The 25152-nt window shown below is 71.8% G+C and carries 24 protein-coding genes and 1 pseudogene; 13 read left to right on the plus strand and 12 right to left on the minus strand.

Annotated features, from left to right (window positions below; genetic code table 11):
* Window positions 1-109: 109 nt before the first annotated feature.
* On the plus strand, window positions 110-466 hold the full coding sequence (locus ACFRU2_RS12535) for a cytidine deaminase (RefSeq protein WP_382971143.1): 357 nt from the start codon (window positions 110-112) through the stop codon (window positions 464-466).
* Here ACFRU2_RS12535 and ACFRU2_RS12540 read toward each other — a convergent pair.
* Window positions 463-1008, minus strand: coding sequence for an ankyrin repeat domain-containing protein (locus ACFRU2_RS12540; RefSeq protein WP_382971146.1), 546 nt, complete (start codon window positions 1006-1008; stop codon window positions 463-465). The two genes, ACFRU2_RS12535 and ACFRU2_RS12540, sit on opposite strands and share 4 nt — an antisense overlap.
* A gap of 65 nt (window positions 1009-1073) precedes the next feature.
* Window positions 1074-2330, minus strand: coding sequence for an MFS transporter (locus ACFRU2_RS12545; protein WP_382971884.1), 1257 nt, complete (start codon window positions 2328-2330; stop codon window positions 1074-1076).
* A gap of 221 nt (window positions 2331-2551) precedes the next feature.
* Between ACFRU2_RS12545 and ACFRU2_RS12550 the strand changes: the two genes are divergently transcribed.
* The 4 genes and pseudogenes from ACFRU2_RS12550 (at window position 2552) to era (ending at window position 7491) form a co-directional block, all read left to right on the plus strand.
* Complete coding sequence (locus tag ACFRU2_RS12550; protein ID WP_382971149.1) at window positions 2552-3592, plus strand: GlxA family transcriptional regulator; 1041 nt, start codon at window positions 2552-2554, stop codon at window positions 3590-3592.
* A 144-nt stretch (window positions 3593-3736) separates the two neighbouring features.
* Entirely contained in the window at window positions 3737-5182 is a 1446-nt protein-coding gene (locus tag ACFRU2_RS12555) for a beta-xylosidase (RefSeq protein ID WP_382971152.1), read from the plus strand.
* A gap of 542 nt (window positions 5183-5724) precedes the next feature.
* Window positions 5725-6036: pseudogene (locus ACFRU2_RS12560) on the plus strand (WxL protein peptidoglycan domain-containing protein); the annotation flags it as partial.
* 504 nt (window positions 6037-6540) lie between these two features.
* Window positions 6541-7491 (plus strand): GTPase Era, encoded by a 951-nt coding sequence (gene era / locus ACFRU2_RS12565; protein WP_382971886.1) that lies wholly within the window; start codon window positions 6541-6543, stop codon window positions 7489-7491.
* 22 nt (window positions 7492-7513) lie between these two features.
* Here era and ACFRU2_RS12570 read toward each other — a convergent pair whose 3' ends face one another.
* From ACFRU2_RS12570 to ACFRU2_RS12585, 4 genes are all read right to left on the minus strand, one after another.
* A complete protein-coding gene (locus ACFRU2_RS12570) occupies window positions 7514-8170 on the minus strand; it encodes an SAM-dependent methyltransferase (protein ID WP_382971154.1) in 657 nt (218 codons plus the stop codon).
* Between the two features lie 192 nt (window positions 8171-8362).
* The gene (locus ACFRU2_RS12575) at window positions 8363-9184 is read right to left on the minus strand and encodes a GNAT family N-acetyltransferase (protein ID WP_382971156.1); all 822 of its coding nucleotides are present in this window, start codon (window positions 9182-9184) and stop codon (window positions 8363-8365) included.
* Between the two features lie 27 nt (window positions 9185-9211).
* Entirely contained in the window at window positions 9212-9481 is a 270-nt protein-coding gene (locus ACFRU2_RS12580) for a protealysin inhibitor emfourin (RefSeq protein ID WP_382971158.1), read from the minus strand.
* A gap of 38 nt (window positions 9482-9519) precedes the next feature.
* A complete protein-coding gene (locus ACFRU2_RS12585) occupies window positions 9520-10575 on the minus strand; it encodes a M4 family metallopeptidase (protein ID WP_382971161.1) in 1056 nt (351 codons plus the stop codon).
* A gap of 376 nt (window positions 10576-10951) precedes the next feature.
* On the opposite strand from ACFRU2_RS12585, the gene leuA reads away from it, so the two are divergent.
* The gene (gene leuA, locus ACFRU2_RS12590; protein WP_382971163.1) at window positions 10952-12715 is read left to right on the plus strand and encodes a 2-isopropylmalate synthase; all 1764 of its coding nucleotides are present in this window, start codon (window positions 10952-10954) and stop codon (window positions 12713-12715) included.
* A gap of 65 nt (window positions 12716-12780) precedes the next feature.
* On the opposite strand, the gene ACFRU2_RS12595 is transcribed toward leuA, so the two are convergent.
* The gene (locus tag ACFRU2_RS12595; RefSeq protein WP_382971166.1) at window positions 12781-13539 is read right to left on the minus strand and encodes an SDR family NAD(P)-dependent oxidoreductase; all 759 of its coding nucleotides are present in this window, start codon (window positions 13537-13539) and stop codon (window positions 12781-12783) included.
* Window positions 13540-13747: 208 nt separating this feature from the next.
* On the opposite strand from ACFRU2_RS12595, the gene ACFRU2_RS12600 reads away from it, so the two are divergent.
* Window positions 13748-14443, plus strand: a complete 696-nt coding sequence (locus ACFRU2_RS12600) for a TerB family tellurite resistance protein (protein ID WP_382971168.1) — start codon at window positions 13748-13750, stop codon at window positions 14441-14443.
* A gap of 58 nt (window positions 14444-14501) precedes the next feature.
* On the opposite strand, the gene ACFRU2_RS12605 is transcribed toward ACFRU2_RS12600, so the two are convergent.
* Window positions 14502-15416 (minus strand): alpha/beta fold hydrolase, encoded by a 915-nt coding sequence (locus tag ACFRU2_RS12605; RefSeq protein WP_382971171.1) that lies wholly within the window; start codon window positions 15414-15416, stop codon window positions 14502-14504.
* Window positions 15417-15473: 57 nt separating this feature from the next.
* Here ACFRU2_RS12605 and ACFRU2_RS12610 point away from each other — a divergent pair, with 57 nt between their 5' ends.
* From ACFRU2_RS12610 to ACFRU2_RS12630, 5 genes are all read left to right on the plus strand, one after another.
* A complete protein-coding gene (locus tag ACFRU2_RS12610) occupies window positions 15474-16106 on the plus strand; it encodes a TetR/AcrR family transcriptional regulator (protein WP_382971172.1) in 633 nt (210 codons plus the stop codon).
* Window positions 16107-16608: 502 nt separating this feature from the next.
* Window positions 16609-18114: a nucleobase:cation symporter-2 family protein gene (locus tag ACFRU2_RS12615; RefSeq protein ID WP_382971175.1), complete on the plus strand. Its 1506-nt coding sequence runs from the start codon at window positions 16609-16611 to the stop codon at window positions 18112-18114.
* Window positions 18115-18225: 111 nt separating this feature from the next.
* Entirely contained in the window at window positions 18226-18972 is a 747-nt protein-coding gene (recO, locus tag ACFRU2_RS12620) for a DNA repair protein RecO (RefSeq protein ID WP_250754311.1), read from the plus strand.
* 11 nt (window positions 18973-18983) lie between these two features.
* The gene (locus ACFRU2_RS12625) at window positions 18984-19805 is read left to right on the plus strand and encodes an isoprenyl transferase (protein WP_382971178.1); all 822 of its coding nucleotides are present in this window, start codon (window positions 18984-18986) and stop codon (window positions 19803-19805) included.
* Window positions 19806-19827: 22 nt separating this feature from the next.
* Window positions 19828-20364, plus strand: coding sequence for a YcxB family protein (locus ACFRU2_RS12630; protein ID WP_382971181.1), 537 nt, complete (start codon window positions 19828-19830; stop codon window positions 20362-20364).
* Here the strand turns inward: ACFRU2_RS12630 and ACFRU2_RS12635 are convergent.
* The 4 genes from ACFRU2_RS12635 to ACFRU2_RS12650 are packed head-to-tail and all read right to left on the minus strand — an operon-like array spanning window position 20361 to window position 23537.
* A complete protein-coding gene (locus ACFRU2_RS12635) occupies window positions 20361-20792 on the minus strand; it encodes a Fur family transcriptional regulator (protein ID WP_382971184.1) in 432 nt (143 codons plus the stop codon). The two genes, ACFRU2_RS12630 and ACFRU2_RS12635, sit on opposite strands and share 4 nt — an antisense overlap.
* 59 nt (window positions 20793-20851) lie before the next feature.
* Entirely contained in the window at window positions 20852-21718 is an 867-nt protein-coding gene (locus ACFRU2_RS12640; RefSeq protein ID WP_274552012.1) for a metal ABC transporter permease, read from the minus strand.
* Window positions 21718-22509 (minus strand): metal ABC transporter ATP-binding protein, encoded by a 792-nt coding sequence (locus ACFRU2_RS12645; protein ID WP_382971187.1) that lies wholly within the window; start codon window positions 22507-22509, stop codon window positions 21718-21720. Before ACFRU2_RS12645 ends, ACFRU2_RS12640 begins: the two co-directional genes overlap by 1 nt.
* 35 nt (window positions 22510-22544) lie before the next feature.
* Entirely contained in the window at window positions 22545-23537 is a 993-nt protein-coding gene (locus ACFRU2_RS12650; protein WP_382971190.1) for a metal ABC transporter substrate-binding protein, read from the minus strand.
* 156 nt (window positions 23538-23693) lie between these two features.
* On the opposite strand from ACFRU2_RS12650, the gene ACFRU2_RS12655 reads away from it, so the two are divergent.
* On the plus strand, window positions 23694-25076 hold the full coding sequence (locus ACFRU2_RS12655) for a glycine--tRNA ligase (RefSeq protein WP_250754298.1): 1383 nt from the start codon (window positions 23694-23696) through the stop codon (window positions 25074-25076).
* Window positions 25077-25152 lie beyond the last annotated feature (76 nt).

A 25152-nucleotide genomic window follows, 5' to 3' on the forward strand; every position in this document is an offset into this window, starting at 1 on the left:
TTTCCCCTCTACCCACCCAGCTTTTGGGGCAAACACTAGGGTGGAGAGAAACCCCGCCCCCGGGTGTCCTCCTCCCCCCCCCCCCCCCCCGCTCCATATGCTTCGGGCTATGACCGACAGCACCGGGATCGACCCCGAAGACATCAAGATCATCACGTTGGCGCGCAGCGCCCGGGCCCGCAACGGCGTGCCCGAGGGGGCGGCGGTCCGGGACGAGACCGGCCGTACGTACGTCGCGGGAACCGTGGCCCTGGACTCCCTGAAGCTGAGCGCGCTCCAGACGGCCGTCGCGATGGCCGTGGCCAGCGGCGCCCAGTCCCTGGAGGCGGCGGCCGTGGTCAGCGCGGCGGAGGCCCCCTCCGACGCCGACCGCGCGGCGGTCCGTGACCTCGGCGGCCCGGACACCCCGGTCCTCCTGGCGGGCCCGGACGGCACCCTGAAGTCCACCACCGCGGCCGGAGCCTAGGCGGTCGCCGCCGGGCCGCCCCGTCCGGTGGCCCGGGTGTGCAGGAACTCCGCCGTGCCGGTGTGGCCGAAGCGGGCCGCCCACTCGGCGGGGGTCAGGGCCTTCCAGCGGAGGTGCGGATCCGCTCCGTGCTCCAGCAGGGCGCGGGCCGTTTCCGTGTGGCCCTCGGCCCCCGCGCGGCCCAGAGCGGTGGCGCGCAGCCCGTTGGCGCGGTCGGGAACGGCGCCGGCGGCGAGCAACTGCCGCACGATGCCGGTGTGGCCCCTGGTGGCCGCCTGGACCAGCGGCAGTTCCTCGGCGTACGGGCCCGTGATCTGCTCGGGGTCGGCGCCGGCGGCGAGCAGGACGCGCACCGCGCCGTCCCGGCCCTCGCGCACGGCGAGGTCCAGCCCCGTGCGCCCTTCGGCGTCCCGCGCGTCCACGGCGGCGCCCCGGCCCAGCAGCCGTGAGACGGTCTCCTCGTCCCCGGCCTCCGCCGCTCGTACCAGCTCTTCCGCGTCTTGTGTCTGCTCTGCCGCCGGTGTCCCGCCCCTGTCGTCCACGGGGACATCCTGGCAGCGCGGCCCGTGGTGGCCCGTGGTGGCCCGTGGTGGCCAGTGGTGGACCGTCAGGCCGCGACGGCCCCGGCGGGGAGGGAGCGGCGGCGGATGATCATCGCCATCAGGGCGGCCATCGCGCACAGGGCGCCCGAGGCGTACCAGACGGGGTCGTACGAGCCGAAGGCGTCGCGGGCCAGGCCGCCGAGGAAGGCCACCAGTGCGGCACCGATCTGGTGCGAGGCCAGGACCCAGCCGAAGACGATGGCCCCGTCCTCTCCGTAGTGCTCGCGGCACAGGGCGATCGTCGGCGGGACCGTCGCGACCCAGTCCAGGCCGTAGAAGACGATGAAGAACACCATCGGCGGGTGCACGGTCGGGGCCAGCAGCATGGGGAGGAAGAGCAGCGAGACCCCGCGCAGGGCGTAGTAGACGGCGAGGAGGCGGCGCGATTCGAAGCGGTCCGTCAGCCAGCCGGAGAACACCGTGCCGATCACGTCGAACACGCCGATCACGGCGAGCAGTCCGGCCGCCGCCGTCACCGGCATGCCGTGGTCGTGGGCCGACGGGACGAAGTGGGTCTTCACCAGCCCGTTCGTCGAGGCCCCGCAGATCGCGAAGGTGCCCGCCAGCAGCCAGAAGGGGCCGGTCCGGGCCGCCTTGGCCAGGACGCCCAGGGCCCGGCGGGCGGCGCCCGGGACGGGGGCGGGCTTGGCCTGGTACGTGCCCCCGTACGGGGTGGTCCCGATGTCCGCCGGGTGGTCGCGCAGCAGCAGCCAGACGAAGGGCACGACGGCCAGGGCCGCCAGTGAAACGGTGACCGCGGCCGGGCGCCAGCCGTGGTTCTCGACCAGCCAGGCCAGCAGCGGCAGGAAGATCAGCTGGCCGGAGGCCCCGGCGGCGGTCAGGATGCCGGTGACCAGGCCGCGCCGGGCGACGAACCAGCGGTTGGTCACCGTCGCGGCGAAGGCCAGGGCCATCGAGCCGCTGCCCAGCCCGACCAGGACGCCCCAGTACAGGATCAGCTGCCAGGAGCTGGTCATCCACACGGTGGCCACCGAGCCGGCGGCTATGACGGTCAGCGCGAGGGCGACGACCCTGCGGATGCCGAAGCGGTCCATCAGCGCGGCGGCGAACGGCGCGGTGAGCCCGTACAGCGCGAGGTTCACGGAGACGGCGAGGCCGATCGTGCCCCGCGACCAGTCGAACTCCTCGTGCAGCGGCTCGATGAGCAGGCCGGGGAGCGAGGCGAAGGCGGCGGCGCCGATGATCGTCACGAAGGCGACGGCCGCGACGAACCAGGCGCGGTGGATGCGGTGGACGCGCAGGACGTGGTCGACGCGGTCGGCGGGGTCGACGTGGTCGACGCGGTGGGGTGCGCCGGCCGTGGAGCCGGTACCGGCCGCCGGGCCGGAGGCGGGCGTCGGTGCGGGGGAGGGCTCGGGGGAGGGGCCGGGGCCCGGGGCTGTCTGCGTCACGCCGATAGTTTCCGGCCGCCGGGGTCCCGTACGACAGTGGCCTGACCGACATGCTTCGATATGATCGGGCCATGGAGCCCCGCGTGCACCGTGCCCACCGCGTCGTCGTCCTCGCCCTCGCCGGGCTGCTGCCCTTCGAGCTCGGGATCCCGCACCGGATCTTCGGGCGGGCGAAGGATTCCGCCGGGAGGCCGCTGTACGAGATCCTCACCTGCGGGCTCGCCCCCGGCCCGGTGCCCACGGACGCCGACTTCGACATCCACGTCGAGCACGGTCCCGAACTGCTGGCCACGGCCGACACGGTGGTGGTCCCCGCCTCCTACGAGCTGGGCCCGGTCCACGACGAGGGCCGGCTCACCCCCGAACTCGCCACCGCCCTCGCGCACATCGGGCCCGGCACCCGGCTCGTCTCCATCTGCACGGGCGGGTACGTCCTCGCCGCCGCCGGTTACCTGGACGGTCGCCGGGCCACCACCCACTGGTCCTCCGCCGAGCACTTCCAGCAGACCTTCCCGGCCGTACTGGTCGACCCGGGCGTGCTCTACACCGACGACGGGGACGTGCTCACCTCCGCCGGAGTCGCCGCCGGGATCGACCTGTGCCTGCACATCGTGCGCCGCGACCACGGCGCGGCCGTCGCCAACGACGTGGCCCGGCGCACCGTCGTACCCCCGCACCGCGAGGGCGGGCAGGCGCAGTTCATCGAGCGCCCGGTGCCGCAGCCGCAGCGGTCGGCCACCACCGCCGCCCGCGCCTGGGTACTGGACCGGCTGCACGAACCGCTGCGGCTGACCGACCTGGCCCGGCAGGAAGCGATGTCGGTACGGACCTTCACGCGCAGGTTCCGGGAGGAGTCGGGGCTCAGCCCGGGCGAGTGGATCGTCGGGCAGCGCGTGGAGCGGGCCCGGGCCCTGCTGGAGCAGACCGACCTGCCGATGGAACACGTGGCCCGGGAGGCGGGCTTCGGGACCGCGCAGTCCCTGCGCAAACACGTCCAGGCGGCGCTCGGCGTGAGCCCGACGGCCTACCGGCGGACCTTCCGCGCCACCGCACCGGGTGCCACCCTGCCATCTCCTGATGGGACATCAGATGCTGCCGGGTCCGTGCATTGACTTATCCCCCCGCCCGCTCGTGAATGGCCCCCTGGCGGGGTACGGGATCCCAGGGGGCGGTCAGTGCGGACTTCGGCGCGAACTCAGGCGCGGACAACGGCGCGGACGACGGCGCGGCACAGAGGGTGGTCGGCGGCCGTCGGCATGGCGGTCCTGGCCGCCGCGACCGGGGGCGCCCTGAGCGCGCCCGCCGCCGCGGAAGGGGAGACGCCTCCAGGGCAGGTCGAGTTCCCCACGCACTGCCTGCCTCCGCAGGAAGCCGGACTGCCACCGGCCGACGGTCCCACCACCGCCCGGATCACCGTCGACGACCTCACGCCGCGCGTCGGCGATACCGTCACCGTCACCTACCAGGTGACCCGGACCCCCGCCGTCAACCCGCTCTCCGTCGGCCTGCCCGCCGACGTCCTCACCCCGACCGGCCGGATCGTGCTCGGGGGCGTGCAGCAGGGCGAGGTCACGGTCGTCGGGGCCAAGCGCAACGACCCCGTCGAGGCGGGCGGGGCACTGCCCGCCGTCACCATGACCGGCACCTTCACCGTCACCGCTCCCGGCGAGATCACCCTGGCCCCGGGCGGCTACACCCTGCACACGGGCCACCTGCTCGAACTCGACACGGTCTGCGCCGGGGCCTACGGGAGCCTGCCGCCGGGACAGGATCCGGGGCCGTCCGCGAAGCCCACCGCCTCTGCCTCGGCCTCTGCCTCGGCTTCCGCTTCCGCGGCGCCGCCGCCGGTGTCCCCGCCCCTCTCCCCGTCGCCCTCCTCGGATCCGTCCCTGTTGCCCTCGTCGGACGGCCCGCCGGTGGCGCAGCGGATCACCGCGAGCCCGCTGCCGACGGCCAACCTGCGCACCGTCGCGCTCGGTACGGCCGCGGGCGGTCCGGGCGCCAAGGTCAAGGTCACCGGAGCCGGCTTCGTCCCCGGCGCCGAGGTCACGGTGGCCGGCCGGGCGGGTGCGGCGCAGACCGCCGACCGGGTCACCGCGAAGGCGGACGAGCTCGGCGTGGTCCTCGCGGAGCTGCCGGTCACGGACCGGGCGACCACCGCCGTCGTGGCGTACGAGGGCGCCGCCTGGACTCCGGACCGGGGCTCCGGCCCGGCCGCGTACACGGTGATCGTCGCCGCCCCGCTGCCGCCGGGCAGCCAGACGGTGACCGCGGTCGTGCAGCCGGGAGAGCTCGGCATGACCCAGGAGGGCGACGCGGTGACCCTGGCCGCGGTCCCGTACGGGGACGGCGGTGCGGCGGCTGGCCGGATCGGCACCGTCACCGTCAAGGACGCCCGCGGCGGGCCGGCGGGGTGGTCCCTGATCGGCAAGGTCACCGATTTCACCGGCTCCGGCGGGGTCCGCATCCCGGGCGCCTCCCTGAGCTGGACCCCGACCTGCGCGGCCGCGCCCGGCAGCCCCAGCGCGTGCACCCCGGGCAGTGCGGGCACCGTCGGGCCGGACGGGGCGGTCCTGGCCTCCACCGGGGACGCCGCCCTCGTCGGCGGCACCTTCACCGTCGACGCGGCCGTCACCCTCCAGGTGCCCCCGTACACCCCGCCGGGCGCCTACACGGCGGTGCTGACCCTGACCCTGTCGTGACCCGGCCCGGCGGGCCCCCTGCCCCGCTGCGCGGGCCGAAGTCCCCTACCCGCCCTTCCCCCGTTCCCCGGGGCTCCGCCCCGGACCCGTTGTCGGGTGCGGCGCCGCTGCCGGGGGCCAGCCCCCGGACCCCCGCTCCTCAAACGCCGGAGGGGCTGGATCTTCGCCGCCCCTATCCAGCCTCGCCCCCGGACCCGATCCCGCGCGCGGCGCCGTCGCCGGGGGCCAGCCCCCGGACCCCCGCTCCTCAAACGCCGGAGGGGCTGGATCTTCGCCGGCCCTATCCAGCCTCGCCGGCGTTTGAGGCGCGGGTCCGGGCGGAGCCCGGGGAACGGTGGAAGGGCGGGGCGGGGAGAGGAACCCCCCGGAGCCGCCCCGCGGGTGCGCGCCGCCCCGCGGGCGCGGTAGCGGCCCAGGGCCCGGCTGCCCGGGCATGCCACCGCCTGGCCGGGTCTACGGCCGCCGCCCTGCTCATCGGGCTCGGCATCCTTCTGCTCGGCGGGGCCGGGACGGCCGTCGCCGCGGACAACGGACAGTGGTCCGTGCTGCCCTCCGCCAACACCCTCGGGCAGCGCCCGTACTTCTACCTCGCCGCCGCCCCCGGCCAGGCCGTCACCGACTCCGTCACCATCGCCAACCGCACCGACCGCCCCCGCACCTTCCGCCTCTACGCCGCCGACGCCTACAACACCGCCCGCGACGGCGGCTTCGCCCTGCGCGGGCCCGAGGAGCCGCGCACGGCCACCGGCGCCTGGACGGTGCCGGCGCGGGAGCGGATCACCGTCCCGGCGAAGACGGCGGTCGACGTCGCCTTCACCCTCACCGTCCCCGACCGGGCCGAACCCGGGGACCATCCCGGAGCCCTCGTCGCTCTGGAGGACCGGCCCGCCGACACCGCCGGACAGGGGATAGGGATCCAGCAGGCCGTCGCCGCCCGCGTCTACCTCCGGGTCACCGGTCCGACCGCCCCCGCCCTGGCCGTCGAGGAGCTCCGCACCGCCCGCCGCGGCGCGGCCGGCGCGGAGATCTCGTACACGCTCCACAACCTCGGCAACGTCACCCTGCGCCCCCGCGCCACCCTGACCGCCTCCGGGGCCCTCGGCCGGGGCCTGGTCTCCCGCCCCCTCACCGGCCTGCCCGCAGAGCTGCTGCCCGGCCAGCGGGTCCGGCTCACCGCGCCCTGGGCGGACGCGCCCGCCCTGGAATGGGCCGAGGTCGCGGTGGTGGCGCGGGCCGACGGGGCGGCCGCCCGGGCCACCGCCAAACACGCCGCGCACCCCGCCCTGAACGGCCTGCTCGCGGCCGGTCTCGCCCTCGTGGCGGCGGCCTGGTCGGCGCTGGGAGCCGCATCGGGGAGAATGGCCCGTATGAGCGATCGTTCCCCCGAGACCACCAGCCCGCACCGTGCGGGCTTCGCATGCTTCGTCGGCCGTCCCAACGCGGGGAAGTCGACCCTGACCAACGCGCTCGTGGGTACCAAGGTCGCGATCACCTCCAACAGGCCGCAGACCACCCGCCACACCGTCCGCGGCATCGTGCACCGCCCCGACGCCCAGCTCGTCCTGGTCGACACGCCCGGCCTCCACAAGCCGCGCACGCTGCTCGGCGAGCGGCTGAACGACGTGGTGCGCGCGACCTGGTCCGAGGTCGACGTGATCGGCTTCTGCCTGCCCGCGGACCAGAAGCTCGGCCCCGGTGACAAGTTCATCGTCAAGGAGCTCGCGGGGATCAAGAAGACCCCCAAGATCGCCATCATCACCAAGACCGACCTCGTCGAGTCCAAGGTGGTGGGCGAGCAGCTCATCGCGGTGCACCAGCTGGCCGAGGAGCTCGGCTTCGAGTGGGCCGAGATCGTCCCCGTCTCGGCGGTCGGCGACAGCCAGGTCAAGCTGGTGGCGGACCTGATCGCCCCCATGCTGCCCGAGAGCCCGCCGCTCTACCCGGAGGGCGACCTCACCGACGAGCCCGAGATGGTGATGGTCGCGGAGCTGATCCGCGAGGCCGCGCTGGAAGGCGTACGGGACGAGCTCCCGCACTCCATCGCCGTGGTCGTCGAGGAGATGATCCCCCGGGAGAACCGCCCGGCGGACCGCCCGCTGCTGGACATCCACGCCAACCTCTACATCGAGCGGCCGAGCCAGAAGGGCATCATCATCGGCCCGAAGGGCGCCCGCCTGAAGGAGGTCGGGATGAAGTCGCGCAAGCACATCGAGGCGCTGCTCGGCACGCCCGTCTTCCTCGACCTGCACGTGAAGGTCGCCAAGGACTGGCAGCGCGACCCCAAGCAGCTCCGCAAGCTGGGCTTCTAGCCCGTCCGGAGTGGGCGGCGCGTCAAGAAGCGAGCCGCCGCACCTTCAGCGCATTGTCCGTACGGGTCCCGGGCCGGCCGTCAGGCTGGTTCTGGACCCGTACGTGTTCCTCCGCCAGCAGGACCTCCCAGGCGCCGGCCTCCAGTTCCAGCTGGGCGAGGACCTCGTCCGGGGTCGGGAAGTCCACCTCCGGGCGGTCCTCCTGCCAGGACGCCCAGCCGGCGTGTCCGACGACGAGCAGGGTCCCGCCGGGGGCCACGGCCGCGGCGGCCCGGCGCAGGACCCGCTCCCGCGGGAATTCCCCGAAGGTGTGCAGGAAGCAGGCGGAGACCAAGTCGTACTCCCCGGCCGGGAAGGACTTGGCGAGGTCGTGCCGCTCCCACGCGGTGCGGTCCCCGACACCGGCCTCGGCGGCGTGGACCGCCGCCCGCTCCAGGGCGACCCCGGAGATGTCCGTGCCGGTGACGTACCAGCCCTGCCGCGCGAGCCACACGGCGTCGCCGCCCTCTCCGCAGCCCAGGTCCAGGGCCCGGCCGGGAGCGAGCGGGGCGGCCTCCCGGGCCAGCACGGCGTTGGCGTCCCCGCTCCAGATCTGCTCGCTCTCGCGGTAGCGGGAGTCCCAGAACTCCTCGCCGGCGAAGTCGGTCCCGGGGGAGTGCTGGTCGTGCGCGTGCGCCATGGCGGCCTCTTTCCGTTCGGTACGGGTACGGGTAGGTACGGGTGCCCGTGCCTCCGATGCTCCGTCCGGACTTCCGCGACGGCCAAGCGTCCTTGCCGTTCCCGCAAAAAAGCGGGGCCAGAATTGCGCGGGCCGCCTCCGGCCGGTCAGCCCCCGGCCGTCAGCCCCCGGCCCGTCGGCGCACGCGCCGGCTCACAGCGGCCGGTCGGCGATCAGGGCCGTGCCCACGGAGCGGAAGCCGAGGCGGGCGTAGAGGCGGGCCACGTCCTCGTCGCCCGCCGAGAGGAAGACCGTGCGGGCTCCGCGGGCCAGGGCGTCGGCGACCAGGGCCGCCGTCACCGCGAGGGCCAGGCCCTGGCGGCGGGCCGAGGGGAGGGTGCCGACACCGACCACCTCGGCGACGTCGCCGACCGGGACGTACTGGCCGGAGCACAGGACCACGCCGTCGCGCACGGCCGCCGCCAGGGCGGTACGGCCCGACTCGATCATCTCCGCCACCCGGATCCGGCGGCCTTCGGAGGCCGGGTCCTGCGCCGCCACCGCGAGCTCCGCCGGGCCCGCCTCGCCCACCGCCGTACCGGGAGCGGCGAAGGCCAGCATCGGCACCGTCACGGCCGGGCGCAGCAGCGGGTCGGCCGCGCCGAGTACGCGTACGTCGGGATGCGCGGGGAGCCGTACGGCCGCGGGGTCGAGGACCATCAGCGGATGCGCGTGCACGCTCAGCCCTGCGGCCTCCGCGGCGGCCCGCAGGGAGGGGGTGGTTTCGGCCACCCACTCGAGGGCCTCGGGGACCTTCAGCTCCCGCTGCCGGGCCAGCACCCGTTCCACGTCGGCCACGGAGACGCCATCGGCCGAGGCGGCGCCGAGCGCGGGCCGCGCGTAGTACGGCCAGCCGTCGCTCTCCTGGACGAACAGGGTCAGCGGGCCGAAGTCCTCGGCCCGCGCCCCGCCCGCCCGGGGCGCCGTGTCGTAGTAGCGCTCGAGCGCGGGCAGCATGTCGGAAGACGTGATCATCCGGCCATCCAAGCAACTGGTCCCCGGTCAGGCACCTTCTTTGAGGACGCGCGAGATCAGCGCGCGCTGTGCGTCCGAGAGGTTCGGGTCCTGGCAGAGCACCGTCCGCCCGTCCACCGTGATCCGGTACGAGAAACCGTCCCGGATCCGGTCCGCCGGATCGCGCGGCAGGCCGGGCTGCAGGGCCAGCCGTGCCAGCGCCTGCCACTCGGCCTCGTCGGGCAGGCCCGAGGTGTCCACCTCGCCCCGCCGCTCGATCCCCGCGAAGCCGCCGGTCCGCACCACCTGAATCCGCATGACCGCCCTCCTACCCCGCGCCCGCGGGCCCACGCTTGCTACCCCAGGCCGACCGTCGACCACGCCTTCTGCAGCGCCTGGTGTTCCGCGCCGCCGTCGCCGTACCGGGTGACGGCCGCGGCGGTCGTCAGGGCGGCGAACCGGGCGAAGTCCGCCTTCGGGCCCAGCTCCCCGCCGGTCAGGGTGTCGTACCAGATCCGTCCGGCCCGCTCCCAGGCCTTGCCGCCGAGCTCGGTGGCGACGAGGTAGAAGGCGTGGTTGGGGATGCCGGAATTGATGTGCACGCCGCCGTTGTCGCGGGAGGTGCGGACGTAGTCGTCCATGGTCGCGGGCTGCGGGTCCTTGCCGAGCTCGTCGTCCTCGTACGCCGTCCCGGGCGCCTTCATCGACCGCAGGGCGAAGCCGCTGTCCACGGAGGGACCCAGGAGTCCGGCGCCGATCAGCCAGTCGGCGTCCTCGGCGGTCTGGTCCAGCGAGTACTGCTTGATGAGGGAGCCGAAGACGTCGGACATGGACTCGTTGAGCGCGCCGGACTGGCCGTAGTACTCCAGGTCGGCGGTGTGCTGGGTGACTCCGTGGGTCAGCTCGTGCCCGATGACGTCCACGGACACGGTGAAGTCGAGGAAGAGGTCCCCGTCCCCGTCGCCGAACACCATCTGGCTGCCGTCCCAGAAGGCGTTGTTGTACAGCCGGTCGTAGTGGACGCTGGCGTCCAGCGGCAGGCCGGCGTCGTCGATGGAGTGGCGGCCGAAGGCCTTGAGGAAGAGCTCGAAGGTGGCCCCGAGCCCGGCGTAGGCACGGTTGACGCTGGCGTCCTGGCCGGCCTCCTCGCCCTCGCCGCGCACCTTCTTCCCGGGCAGCCGGGTCTTGTGCTGTGCGTCGTAGATGGTCCGCGCGGGGGTCTCGGAAGGGGTCTCCACGGCGGGCGGGAGCACCGCCATCAGCCGCCGGACCCGATGGGAGGCGTCCAGCTCGAGGGTCCGCCGCGCGGCGGCGGCCCGGGCGGGGTCCTCGGACCGGGCGATCTTGTCCAGGAGGTGCGGCGGCACCACGGTGCAGAAGACGGGGTGACGGCGAGCGAAGAAGGCATCCATGCCCGGCAATGTGGCAGTGCGTGACGGCTGTGTCACTAGCGGCGACCATGATTCATCAAGTCGTCTGAAAGTGCTCGCGGTGCATTGACGGATCAACCGGACATCGGGCCGGACGGGCAAGAGGTAAAGAGGCTTAGCTCACAAAGGGTGCAAAACGGACCTGCCGGTCTTGCATACTGAAACAGCCCCCGCAATACGGGGCGGCTCGGTTAGGCTCGGCCCATCATGCGTTTCGGGCTGCTCCTCCTTAGCTGCCGCGGCGAGGGCCTGTAGTCGTAGGCCGACCCCCTCCCCGCGGAGTTTGGTGTTGCGGTTTTGCGACCGTCCGTCGGCCGTCCCAGCGAACTACACGCGGACACGCGAGGAGCCCTACGTCATGAGCCAGCACACTTTTGTCGGTCGCCCCACGCCCATCACGAACGCGACCCACACCCAGAAGCCCTCCGGGATGCCCATCCACAAGTACGGCTCGTACGAGCAGGTGGACATCCCCGACCGCACCTGGCCCGAGGCCCGCGTCACCAAGGCGCCCCGCTGGCTGTCCACGGACCTGCGCGACGGCAACCAGTCGCTGATCGACCCGATGACCCCCGCCCGCAAGCGCGAGATGTTCGACCTGCTGGTGCGCATGGGCTACAAGGAGATCGAGGTCGGCTTCCCGTCCTCCGGTGAGACCGACTTCAACTTCGTGCGCTCCATCATCGAAGAGGGCGCGATCCCGGACGACGTGACCATCTCCGTACTGACCCAGGCCCGCGAGGACCTGATCGAGCGGACCGTGGAGTCGCTGGTCGGCGCCAAGCGCGCCACCGTGCACCTGTACAACGCGACCGCGCCCACCTTCCGCCGGGTCGTCTTCCGCGGCTCCAAGGAGCAGATCAAGCAGATCGCCGTCGACGGCACCCGCCTGGTCATGGAGTACGCCGACAAGCTGCTGGGCGCCGACACCGTCTTCGGCTACCAGTACAGCCCGGAGATCTTCACCGACACCGAGCTGGACTTCGCCCTGGAGGTCTGCGAGGCCGTCTGCGACGTGTGGCAGCCGTCCGAGGGCCGCGAGATCATCCTGAACCTGCCCGCCACCGTGGAGCGCTCGACGCCCTCCACCCACGCGGACCGCTTCGAGTGGATGGCCCGCAACCTGACCCGCCGCGAGCACATCTGCATCTCCGTGCACCCGCACAACGACCGCGGCACCGCCGTGGCGGCCGCCGAGCTGGCCCTGATGGCCGGCGCCGACCGCATCGAGGGCTGCCTGTTCGGGCAGGGCGAGCGCACCGGCAACGTCGACCTGATCACGCTGGGCATGAACCTGTTCTCGCAGGGCATCGACCCGCAGATCGACTTCTCGCAGATCGACGAGATCCGTCGCACCAGCGAGTACTGCAACCAGATGGAAGTCCACCCGCGCCACCCCTACGCGGGCGACCTCGTCTACACCGCCTTCTCCGGCTCCCACCAGGACGCCATCAAGAAGGGCTTCGACGCCATGGAGGCCGACGCGGCCGCCCAGGGCAAGACCGTCGACGACATCGAGTGGGCGGTCCCGTACCTGCCCATCGACCCGAAGGACGTCGGCCGCTCCTACGAGGCGGTCATCCGGGTCAACTCTCAGTCCGGCAAGGGCGGCATCGCGTACGTCCTGAAGAACGACCACAAGCTGGACCTGCCGCGCCGCATGCAGATCGAGTTCTCGCGGATCATCCAGGCCAAGACCGACTCCGAGGGCGGCGAGGTCACCCCGAAGGCGATCTGGGACGTCTTCCAGGACGAGTACCTGCCCAACCCGGAAAACCCGTGGGGCCGCATCCAGCTGCGCTCCGGCTCGACCGCCACCGACAAGGACGGCACCGACACGCTGACCGTCGAGGCGGTCGTGGACGGTGTCGATTCCGTGCTGAACGGCACCGGCAACGGTCCGATCTCGGCCTTCTTCGACGCGCTGGCGGCCATCGGCATCGACGCCCGCCTGCTGGACTACACCGAGCACACGATGAGCGAGGGCGCCTCCGCCGTCGCCGCCTCGTACATCGAGTGCGCGATCGACGGCCGGGTCCTGTGGGGCATCGGCATCGACGCGAACACCACCCGAGCCTCCCTGAAGGCGGTCATCTCCGCCGTCAACCGCGCGGGCCGCTGACCGTACGCGAGGGAACCCCGCTCCTCCCCTCCGGGAGGGGCGGGGTTCCGCCGTTCCCGGGGGCTTCAGCGGGCCAGGTAGCCGCCGTCCACCGGCAGGACGACGCCCGTCACGAACGAGGCCGCGTCGGAGGCGAGGAAGGCGATGGCGCGGGCGACCTCCTCCGGTTCACCGAGCCGGCCCATCGGGTGCGCCGCAGCGATCTCCTCGAGGTACTCCGGCCCGCCCGGCTCGTCCGTCAGCGCCAGCACCCGCTCCGTACGGATGGTCCCGGGGGCCACCGCGTTGACCCGGATCCCCCGCGCCGCCCACTCCACCGCCAGGTGCTTGGTCAGCCCCGAGGCCACGAACTTCGCCGGGCCGTACGCGGCCTGCCGGGCCTGGCCGGCCACCCCCGAGATCGAGGACACGCAGACCAGCGCCCCGCCGGGCGTCGGCTGCGCGGTCATGGCCTCGATGGCGTACTTGCAGGTCAGGAACATGCCCCGGCCGTCGATCGCCATGACGCGGTCCCAGTCCTCGGGGCTGGTCTCCCGTACATCCGAAAGAGGGAGCACTCCGGCGTTCGCCACGGCGACGTCGAGCCGCCCGTACGCGCCGACCGCGGCCTCCACCATCGCGCGGTTGGCCCCGGGATCGGACACGTCACCCGTCACCACGGTGACCTCGTGCCCCTCACCGGCCAGCCGTGCGCGCAGGGCCTCCAGGCCGGGGCCGTTGATGTCGGACGCGGTCACCCGGGCCCCGGAGCGGGCCAGCAGCAGGGCCGTGGCCCGGCCGATGCCGCTCGCGGCGCCGGTCACCAGACAGGACTTCTCGTTCATGCGGCCGAGCGTAGGGAAGCCGGGGGCGGCCGTGGACGACGGGCGCGCAGGTGGGGCCGGGTGCGGGGCCGGACGGGGGCAGGGGCGCAGATCGGCCAAGTACGGCGGCCGGGCGATGTTGTCTTGTCACACGACTGACGCATCCTCACCGATGTGGCTAACATCACGCCAACCCGGCGATGTTGCCGGAAGGTTACGGAGGTGCGACGTGCTGCCAGTTCGGGGTGGGGACGGCCGGAAGCTGACGGTCTGGGGTATCCGCACCACCTGGAGCACCGTGGGGGACGGGGAGTTCTTCTGTCCCGACTGCGGTGGCGACCGCAACTACCGTCGGCGCACGGGGCGCCGCCGTTTCACCGTCCTCGGCGTGCCGCTGCTGCCCCGCGGGCAGGCGGGCCCCGTCGTCGAGTGCCAGGGCTGCCGCGAGCGCTTCGGCACCGAGGTCCTGGACCACCTCACCACCACCCGCTTCTCCACGATGCTGCGCGACGCCGTGCACACCGTGACGCTGGCCGTGCTGGCCGCCGGCGGGACGTCCTCGCGCAGTGCGCTGGAGGCCGCCGTGGGCGCCGTACGGTCCGCCGGGTTCCAGGACTGCACCGAGGAGCAGCTGGAGTCCCTCGTCGACGGGCTGGCCGCCGAAGAGGGGCGGCTCGGGCTCTACGACGGCCCCGACTGCTACGGCGCCGCGCTCTCGATCGAACTGCACGAGGCCCTGGAGCCGCTGGCCCCGCACCTGGCCGGTCCGGGCCGCGAATCGATCCTGCTGCAGGGGGCCCGCGTAGCCCTGGCGGACGGCCCGTACATCCCCGCGGAGCGCGAGGTGCTGGCGACCGTGGGCTCGGCGCTGCGCATCGACGCGGACGAGGTCGCGCGGCTGCTGTCGGCGGTCCGGGCGCCGTAGGGCCCCGGGCCGGACCCGTACGGGACCGCGCGAGGTCCCGTAGGGGTGCGTACGGGCCTCAGGCGGCGCCCCGCACCACCGGGGCGGGATGCGCCGCGATGAAGCGGCGCAGGGCGAGGGACAGCCCCCGGGGGTTGTCGAAGGGGATCAGCGTCCGGGCGTCCGGGACCTCCTCGTACCGGCCGTACGGGAGCAGTTCGGCCAGTCGGCGACCGGTCCGCGGCGGCATCATCCGGTCCTCCGCGCCCCAGAGGACGAGGGCCGGGCGGTCGAAGGAGCGCAACCGGTCGGCGGCCCGGAGGTAGGTGTCCTTGCGGGTGCTGCGCAGGAACGCGGCGAGGTCGCGGCGGATGGCCTGGTCGGTGAGCAGCGGGCCGTACCAGCGCAGGACCAGATCGTGCGGGATCGGCCGCTTCGCCATGCCGCCGAGGGAGGTCCGCATCCCGGCGAGGAAGGGCGAGCGGAAGGACCGCAGGAGCAGGTGGAGCGCTCCGGGGATCCTGCTCGCGGTGTGCAGGGCCTTGCCCTGGAGGCCCGGCGGGTAGTTGTCGAGGGCCTCGCAGGAGGCGAGGACGAGGCGTGCGATCCGCTCGTCGTGCACGCCCACGAGGAGCTGGGCGATGCCGGCGTCGTTCTGGACGAGGGTGACGCCGTGCAGGTCGAGGCGGTCGAGGAACTCGGCGAGGAGGGCCGCGACCCCGTGGGCGGAGAGGTCGGCGCCCGGGTTCATGGGGAGGCGGTGGCCGCCGATGGGGAGGACCGGGACGAGGACGCGGAAGTCGGCGCGCAGTTCGTCGACGACGGGCTGCCAGACGGACGCGTCGAAGCCGAGGCCGGGGACGAGGACGAGCGTCTCGCGGGCGGTTCCGTCGGCCGCCCCGGGGCCGGTGCTCGCGGCATCGGTGTCGGCATCGGCATTGGCATCGGTGTCGGTGTACTCGATGGTGCCGGAGCCGAGCGCGATGGTGAGCATGCGATTCCCCCTGGTCGAATCCACTAGATAGACCGATCTAGTGAGAGACTAGCCCCGATGACGACGACAGGCGATACGAGAGCACGCATCCTGGACGCGGCGACCGAGCTCTTCCGCCGCCAGGGGTACGCGGCCACGGGCATGAAGCAGATCGTGGCGACGGCGCAGGCGCCCTACGGGTCCGCCTACCACTTCTTCCCGGGAGGCAAGGCCCAGCTGGGGGAGGAGGTCCTGCGCAGTTCCGGTGCGACCTACCTGGAGCTGATCGGCCATCTCTTCGGGCCGGGCTCGGGCCATGCCCACGACCCCGTCCTGGCGACGCGGGAGGCCTTCACGGGTGCGGCCGCGACGCTGGAGGAGCTGGACTTCGCCGATCCCTGCCCCGTCGCCACGGTCGCGCTGGAGGTGGCGAGCACCCACGAGGGGCTGCGCCGGGCCACCTCCGAGATCTTCGCTTCCTGGACCGACGCGCTGGCCGCGTACTACGCCGGCCACGGCATCGGAGCCGCGCACGAGACGGCGGTTTCGGTGATCGCGCTGCTGGAAGGCGCCTTCATGCTGGGCCGCGCCCACCGCCGGACGGATCCGGTGCTCGCCGCGGCGACGGCGGCGCAGGCGATCGTTTCGGCGGCCCTGTTGGTTTCGGACGTGGCCCCGTCTCAAGGTGTGGGCGAAAACGGCACAATCTGAGGTAACGATCGGGCCTCGCGCGCCCGATTCGGAGATCCTTCCGCGTGCTGTGAACCGTGGAGGCCCGCCATCCGTATGGGGTGTTTCCGCCAGGTGGACGGACGGAGCGGAGCCTTCTTCTTTGCGCGGCTGAACAGCCTGCGGAGTGTTAACCCGCACGTCACCGCGTACGTCCTTCGCGTTCGCGCAGCCGGAAGCGCTGATTTCGCGAAGCGTTGGCCATAGTCGACACCAGGGGTCTCCGCCACTGGAGAAATCTCCAGATCCTGAACGCCGCCTGCTCAACATTTTGTAGCAGTCGACGATATCTGTGAGCGGCCCCACAGGCGTTCAATTCCGGTCACACGAGGAGACGCCGCCGGTAACACCGCTGGGCTTCGATTCACGTGGACGCAACGACAGCCCTGCCGGATCAACGGGTTAACGACCTACTTCGGCCAGGGACAACCCGTTTCCTTCAGCTTCCTCTCAGTTACCTACCTCATTGAAGGGCAAGGCAGAGATGGCACGTGTCGCCGCACCGCTTTCCGCCACCGGAAAGCAGAGCACGCACCCGGTCGACGAGGTGCTCCCCCTCCCCAAGCTGGCGCTGTACGGCTTCCAGCACGTACTCGCGTTCTACGCCGGTGCGGTGATCGTTCCGATCATCGTCGGCGGCGCCCTCGGGCTCACCACCGAGCAGCTGGTCTACCTGATCAATGCCGACCTCTTCACCTGCGGTATCGCCTCGATCATCCAGGCGTGGGGCATCGGCAGGATCGGTGCACGGCTGCCCCTGATCCAGGGCGTCACCTTCACCGCCGTGTCCCCGATGATCGCCATCGGTCTCGGAGCGGGCGGCGGGACGGCGGGTCTGCTCGTCATCTACGGCGCGGTCATCACGGCCGGTATCGCCACCTTCGCCTTCGCCTGGCTGCCCCCCAAGGCCTTCCGGACGATCATGCGGCTCTTCCCGCCGGTCGTCACCGGAACGGTCATCACCGTCCTCGGCATCGTGCTGATCCCGGTCGGCCTGAACGACGCGGCCGGCGGCCTCGGCAGCCCCGACTTCGGTGACCCGAAGCACTTCGCCTACGCCGGCGGCACGATGCTCTTCATCCTGATCCTGATGAAGCTCGGCAAGCCGTTCCTCAACAGCATCTCCATCCTGCTCGGCCTCGTCGGCGGCACCGCCGTCGCCTTCCTGCTCGGCGACGCCAAGTTCGGCGACGTGAGCAAGTCGGACTGGATCGGCATCACCACCCCGTTCTACTACGGTGCGCCGAAGTTCGAGTGGTTCCCGATCGTGCTGATGCTCATCGTCATGCTGATCACCATGGTCGAGACCACCGGTGACACCTACGCCGTCGGTGACATCGTCGGCAAGGACATCGACAGCGAGACCGTGGCCCGTGCCCTGCGTGCCGACGGAGCGGCGACCGCCCTCGGCGGTGTCCTGAACTCCTTCCCGTACGTGGCCTTCGCCGAGAACGTCGGCCTGGTCCGCATGACCAAGGTCAAGAGCCGCTTCGTCGTGGTCGCCGCGGGCGCCTTCATGATCCTGCTCGGCCTGATCCCCAAGGCCGCCGCGATCGTCGCCGCGGTCCCGCACGGAGTGCTCGGCGGCGCCGCGACCGTGATGTTCGCGATGGTGGCCCTGGCGGGCATCCAGACCCTGGCCAAGGTCGACCTCAAGGAGGAGAAGAACGCCCTCGTCGTGGGTGTCTCCCTGGCCTTCGCGCTGCTCCCCGCCACCGTCCCGGTCCTCTTCAAGGACCACATGGACCCGGACCTCTCCTCGCTCCTCAACAGCGGTGTGACGCTCGGTGCCACGGCCGCGATCGTCCTGAACCTGATCTTCAACGGTCTGGGCAAGGACGGTGCGCACGACGCCCCGGCCGACGTCCCGGCCGAGGCCCCGAAGGCCGACGCCCCGGTGGCGGCGGCCGCGGCGGCGGACGACGAGCCCACGGCAGCCATCCCGGCCCAGTCGGGCGAGGGCGAGCCCGCCCCGGCGCCGACCGCCTGATCCTCCCAAGGGGTGTCCCCCGCCGGGCCTCGTGCCCGGCGGGGGTCGCTGCCGTTCGGGGAGGCGGTTCCGGGAGTCCGTCCTGTCGGTGGCGTACGGGACAATGAGCCCATGAGTCTGTTCCGCGACGACGGCATCGTGCTGCGCACCCAGAAGCTGGGTGAGGCGGACCGCATCATCACGCTCCTGACCCGGGGCCACGGCCGGGTCCGGGCCGTCGCCCGCGGCGTCCGGCGCACCAAGTCCAAGTTCGGCGCCGGGCTGGAACCTTTCTCCCACGCCGACGTGCAGTTCTTCTCGCGCAGCGGCGAACTGATCGGCCGCAGCCTGCCGCTCTGCACGCAGACCCAGATCATCGCCCCGTACGGCAACGGCATCGTCACCGACTACGCCCGCTACACCGCCGGCACCGCGATGCTGGAGACCGCCGAGCGGTTCACCGACCACGAGGGCGAGCCCGCCGTACAGCAGTACCTGCTGCTCGTCGGCGCCCTGCGCACCCTCTCGCGCGGCGAACACGCCCCCAACCTCATCCTCGACGCCTTCCTGCTGCGCTCCCTCGCCGTCAACGGCTACGCGCCCAGCTTCGACGACTGCGCGAAATGCGGACTCCACGGCCCCAACCGGCACTTCTCCGTCGCCGCGGGCGGGGTCATATGCGGCGACTGCCGCGTTCCCGGCAGCGTCGTACCCTCGTCGGAGGCCATCGCCCTGCTCAGCGCGCTGCTGACGGGCGACTGGGGCCATGCCGACGCGTGCGAGGCGCGTCACGTGCGGGAGGGCAGCGGGCTGGTCTCCGCCTACTTGCACTGGCATCTGGAGCGCGGGCTACGCTCCCTTCGATACGTAGAGAAATAGGAGCTGGGCACATGGCACGACGCGGGATTCTGGGACGCTCTCGCCGCGAGTACAAGATTCCCGAGCCGCACCCCTCCGGTGAGCGTCCGCCGAAGATCCCCGGTGACCTCATCCCCAACCACGTTGCGATCGTCATGGACGGCAACGGCCGCTGGGCCAAGGAGCGCGGGCTGCCGCGCACCGAGGGCCACAAGGTGGGCGAGGGTGTCGTACTCGACGTGCTCAAGGGCTGCCTGGAGATGGGCGTCAAGAACCTCTCCCTGTACGCCTTCTCGACGGAGAACTGGAAGCGCTCGCCCGACGAGGTGCGCTTCCTCATGAACTTCAACCGCGACGTCATCCGGCGCCGCCGCGACGAGATGAACGAGCTGGGCATCCGCATCCGCTGGACCGGCCGCATGCCGAAGATGTGGAAGTCGGTCGTCCAGGAGCTCCAGGTCGCACAGGAGCAGACCGTCGACAACGACGCGATGACCCTCTACTTCTGCGTCAACTACGGCGGCCGTGCCGAGATCGCGGACGCGGCGCAGGCGATCGCCCGCGACGTCGCCGCCGGGAAGCTGGACCCGTCGAAGGTCAACGAGAAGACCTTCGCGAAGTACATGTACTACCCGGACATGCCGGACGTGGACCTCTTCCTGCGCCCGAGCGGCGAGCAGCGCACCTCGAACTACCTGATCTGGCAGAGCGCGTACGCCGAGATGGTGTTCCAGGACACCTTGTGGCCCGACTTCGACCGCCGCGACCTGTGGGCCGCCTGCTACGAGTACGCCCAGCGCGACCGCCGCTTCGGCGGCGCCCTCCCGAACCAGCCCGAGGGAACCACCGCCTGAGCCTGGTCTAGGCTCCTGCTCCATGAACACGGGTGGGGATCAAGAACAGCGCACCGAGCAGGCCGTCTTCGTCTACCGGCCGGAGCTCGCCGACAGTCGGGCGGCCGTCCGGGTCCGGGCCCTGCGGACGGCGTCGGGCCGTGCGGAGACGCTCGTGCTCCCGCTGATGAGCATGGTCCTGGTGGCGGCGTACGGGCTGCTCCGCGGCATGCTGCCGGCCGTCGTCGCGGTCAGCGCGGTACTCGCCGCGGGCACCGGTGCCTTCGGCGGAGTACGGGGCCGGCGTGCGATGGCGCGCCGGCTCCACGCCGTGGTGTCCCACTACGGGCTGTGCCGCACGGTGGTGGACGAGCGGGGCTTCGCGACCACGGGCGAGAGCATGTCGCACACCGCCGACTGGAAGCTCTACACGCGCTACGCCGAGACCGCGGAGCTCTTCGTCCTGCTCGGGGGCCCGCGCGCGACCTGTCTCGCGGTGATGCCCAAGCGCGGGGCCGAGGAGCCGGCCGACGTCGACCGGCTGCGCGCGATCCTGGAGCGGAACCTGCGGAAGCTCTAGGCGGTGGCCGCCGCGCAGTCCGCGCAGGTGCCGAAGATCTCCACCGTGTGGGCGACGTTCACGAAGCCGTGTTCCGCGGCGATGGCCTCGGCCCACTTCTCCACCGCCGGGCCCTCCACCTCGACGGCCTTGCCGCACTTGCGGCAGACCAGGTGGTGGTGGTGGTCCCCGGTGGAGCAGCGCCGGTAGACGGACTCGCCGTCACTGGTGCGCAGCACGTCGACCTCGCCGGCGTCCGCGAGGGACTGCAGGGTGCGGTAGACGGTGGTCAGGCCCACGGAATCGCCACGGTGCTTGAGCATGTCGTGGAGTTCCTGGGCACTGCGGAACTCGTCCACCTCGTCCAGCGCGGCCGCCACGGCGGCCCGCTGCCGGGTGGATCGTCCTCGTACTGGCGCGGTATTCATCTCGCCAGGCGCAGTCGCCACCGGTTCCTCCTCGTCTCGGCTGCGGCCCATTGTGCCAGGCGGCCGACCGCCCGAGGTCTTCAGACCTTTACGTCGTCCCGCGTGCAGACTTCCTCGGCGGCGCGGGCGGCCCTGGCCCGGCGCCGGGCCAGCGGGGTGGACACCGCCGTCATCACCATGAAGACGGCGATGGCGAGCAGCACGATCGTGCCGCCGGAGGGTGCGTCGATGTAGTAGGTGGCGGCCGTGCCGGACAGCGAGACCAGCACGCCGATCACCATGGCCACCGTCAGGGTGGCGGTGAACCCGCGGGTGACGCGCTGGGCGGCCGCGACCGGGATCACCATCATGGCGCTGACCAGCAGCAGGCCGACGATGCGCATCGCGACGGTGACGGTGACGGCCGCGGTGACGGCCATCAGCAGGTTCAGGAAGCGCACCGGCAGGCCGGTGACCCGGGCGAACTCCTCGTCCTGGCAGACCGCGAACAGCTGTCGGCGCAGGCCCAGGGTGACGGCGACGACGAACAGGGCGAGGATCACGACCGCGGTGATGTCCTCGGCCGAGACCGTGGTGATGGAGCCGAACAGGTAGCTGGTCAGGTTGGCCGTCGAGCCGCCCGGAGCCAGGTTGATGATCATGACGCCGCCGGCCAGGCCGCCGTAGAAGAGCATGGCCAGCGCGATGTCCCCGCTGGTCTTGCCGCGGGAGCGGATCAGCTCCATGCCGACCGCGCCGATGACCGCGACGAGGGTGGCCATCCACACCGGGCTCGTGTTGAGCAGGAAGCCGAGTGCGACACCGGTCATCGCCACGTGCCCGATGCCGTCGCCCATGACGGCCTGGCGGCGCTGCACGAGGTACGTGCCGATCGCGGGGGCCGTGATGCCGACGAGGGCGGCGGCGATGAGGGCCCGCTGCATGAAGGCGTAGTCGAGGAGGTCCATCAGCTCAGCAGTCCCGTCCGGAGCGGCTCGGCGTCGTGCGCAGAGTGGGGGTGTACGTGGTCGTGGCCGGGCAGCGCGTGCTGGCCCAGGGCCTCCGGGGGCGGGCCGTCGTGCGTGACGCAGCCGTCGCGCAGGACGACGGCGCGGTCGATGAGCGGCTCCAGCGGGCCCAGTTCGTGCAGGACCAGCAGCACGGTGGTGCCGGCGGCGACCTGGCTGCGCAGGGCGTTCGCCAGGACCTCCTGGTTGGCCAGGTCCACGCCGGCCATCGGCTCGTCCATGATCAGCAGTTCGGGTTCGCCGGCGAGCGCACGGGCGATGAGCACCCGCTGGTGCTGGCCGCCGGAGAGGGCGTTGACCGAGGCGTCGGCGTGGGAGCCCATGTCGACCAGGTCCAGGGCGCGCTCCACGGCGGCCTTGTCGGCCTTGCGCAGGAACCCGAAACGGGTGCGGGCGAGCCGGCCGGCGGAGACGACCTCGCGGACGGTGGCGGGGACCCCGCTGGCGGCGGTGGTGCGCTGGGGCACGTACCCGATGCGCGACCAGTCGCGGAAGCGCTTGAAGTCGGTGCCGAAGAGGGACAGGGCGCCGTCGCTCAGCGGGACCTGGCCGACCACGGCGCGGACGGCCGTGGACTTGCCGGAGCCGTTGGCGCCGAGCAGGGCGACGACCTCACCGCTGCGGACGGTGAGGTCGATGCCGCGCAGCACGGGGCGCGAGCCGAGCGAGGCCGTGGCCCCGCGCAGGGATATGACGGGCTGGTCCAGGGCCTGGCCGGGCTTGGACTCCATGGCTCGCGCCTCCGATGCCGCTACTGCTGTTGCCATTACTTGGTGCCGAGTGCCTTCTGCAGGTTCTTCAGGTTGGCCCGCATGACCTCGAAGTAGTCAGCGCCCTGGGACTTGTCCGTGATTCCCTCCAGGGGATCCAGGACGTCGGTCTTCAGGCCGGTGTCCGCCGCGAGGGTCTTGGCCGTCTTGTCGCTGGCCAGGGTCTCGAAGAACACCGTCGACACATTGTCCTGCTTCGAGAGGGCCTGCAGCTCCTTCATCCGGGCCGGGCTGGGCTCGGACTCGGGGTCGACGCCGGAGATGCCCTCCTGGTCGAGGCCGTAGCGCTCGGCGAGGTAGCCGAAGGCGGAGTGGGTGGTGATGAAGGTCTTGGAGGCCGTGTTCTTCAGGCCGTCCTTGAACTCGGTGTCGAGCGCGCCCAGTTTGGCGACGAGCTCGTCGGTGTTCTTCTTGTAGTCCGCCGCGTGGTCGGGGTCGGACTTCTCCAGGGCCGCGCCTACGCCCTTGGCGATCTCCGCGTACTTGACCGGGTCGAGCCAGACGTGCGGGTCCTCGCCGGCTTCGCCGTGGCTGTGGTCGTGGCCGTCGGCGGCACCCTCGGCGGGCTGGCCTTCCCCGGCCGCGTGGTCGTCGTGGCCGGAGGTGCCGTGCACCTCCAGCTTGGTGAGGGTGGCGGCGTCGACGATGTTCTTCACGCCGGACTGGGCGACGGCCTTGTCGACGGCGGGCTGCAGCGTCTTGAGGTAGAGGACGACATCGGCCTCGCCGAGCTGCGCGGTCTGCTTCGGGGTGATCTCCAGGTCGTGCGGCTCGACGCCCGGCTTGGTGAGGGTGTCGACCTTCACGTGGTCCTTGCCGATCTGCTCGGCGAGGAACTGCATCGGATAGAACGACGCCATCACGTCGAGCTTGCCGTCCTTGGACCCGGCGGCTCCGGCCGTGCCCGAGCAGGCGGTGAGGGCCGTGGCGGCGAGGGCCACGGCTCCGGCGAGGGCGGCGGTCGGTATGAGGCGTCGTCGTACGTTCATGACATCCATTTTCATCAAAGATGGAAACGATTGTCAAAAACCCTGGTGGGAGGGGTGCGGAGGGCCTGAGGAGGGGGGTCCCGATTTGAAAGGGGGGGTGCGGGCGCCGGTAACCTTGAGGCTTCGCCGTTCGTCCTCGTAAATGAAGAGAGCACCGTGGCCGCCGACAAGATCGAAACCATCGTCAGCCTGAGCAAGCGCCGTGGCTTCGTTTTCCCGTGCAGTGACATCTACGGCGGCTCTCGGGCTGCCTGGGATTACGGTCCGCTCGGTGTCGAGCTCAAGGAGAACATCAAGCGCCAGTGGTGGAAGGCGATGGTCACCGGGCGTGAGGACATCGTCGGCCTCGACTCGTCCGTGATCCTGGCCCCCGAGGTCTGGGTGGCCTCCGGTCACGTCGGCACCTTCTCGGACCCGCTGACCGAGTGCACCTCCTGTCACAAGCGCCACCGCGCCGACCACCTGGAAGAGGCGTACGAGGCCAAGCACGGCCGCGTGCCCGCCAACGGTCTCGCCGACATCAACTGCCCCAACTGCGGCGTGAAGGGCCAGTTCACCGAGCCCAAGCAGTTCTCCGGCATGCTGGAGACCCACCTCGGCCCGACCCAGGACACCGGCTCCAAGGCGTACCTGCGCCCCGAGACGGCCCAGGGCATCTTCACCAACTTCGCCCACGTGATGACCACCTCGCGCAAGAAGCCCCCGTTCGGCATCGCGCAGATGGGCAAGTCCTTCCGCAACGAGATCACCCCCGGCAACTTCATCTTCCGCACCCGCGAGTTCGAGCAGATGGAGATGGAATTCTTCGTCAAGCCGGGCGAGGACGAGCAGTGGCAGGAGTACTGGATGCAGGAGCGGTGGAACTGGTACCGCGACCTCGGCATCCGCGAGGAGAACATCCGCTGGTACGACCACCCGAAGGAGAAGCTGTCCCACTACTCGAAGCGCACCGCCGACATCGAGTACCGCTTCAACTTCGGTGGCAATGAGTTCTCCGAGCTCGAAGGCGTGGCCAACCGCACCGACTTCGACCTCAAGGCCCACTCCGCCGCCTCCGGCTCGGAGCTCGTGTACTTCGACCAGGAGACCAAGGAGAAGTACACCCCGTACGTCATCGAGCCGGCGGCCGGCGTCAACCGCGCCATGCTCGCCTTCATGCTCGACGCGTACAACGAGGACGAGGCCCCCAACGCCAAGGGCGTCATGGAGAAGCGCACCGTGATGCGCCTCGACCCGCGCCTGGCCCCGGTCAAGGTCGCCGTCCTGCCGCTGTCCCGCAACGCGCAGCTGTCGCCGAAGGCCAAGGGCCTCGCCGCCGACCTGCGCAAGTTCTGGAACATCGAGTTCGACGACGCGGGCGCCATCGGCCGCCGCTACCGTCGCCAGGACGAGATCGGTACTCCGTTCTGCGTCACCGTCGACTTCGACACCCTGGACGACAACGCGGTGACCGTGCGCGAGCGCGACACCATGAAGCAGGAGCGCGTCTCCCTGGACCAGATCCAGACCTACCTCGGCAGCCGTCTGCTCGGCTGCTAGGTTCGCGCCGCAGATACGGCAGTGGGGGGGGGGGGGGGGGTGGGCGCGGGAAGAGGGGGAGATACGAACGAGAGTA

Origin of the sequence: Streptomyces sp. NPDC056883 (genome assembly GCF_042788835.1) — a bacterium.
Taxonomy (GTDB): domain Bacteria; phylum Actinomycetota; class Actinomycetes; order Streptomycetales; family Streptomycetaceae; genus Streptomyces; species Streptomyces stoeckheimensis.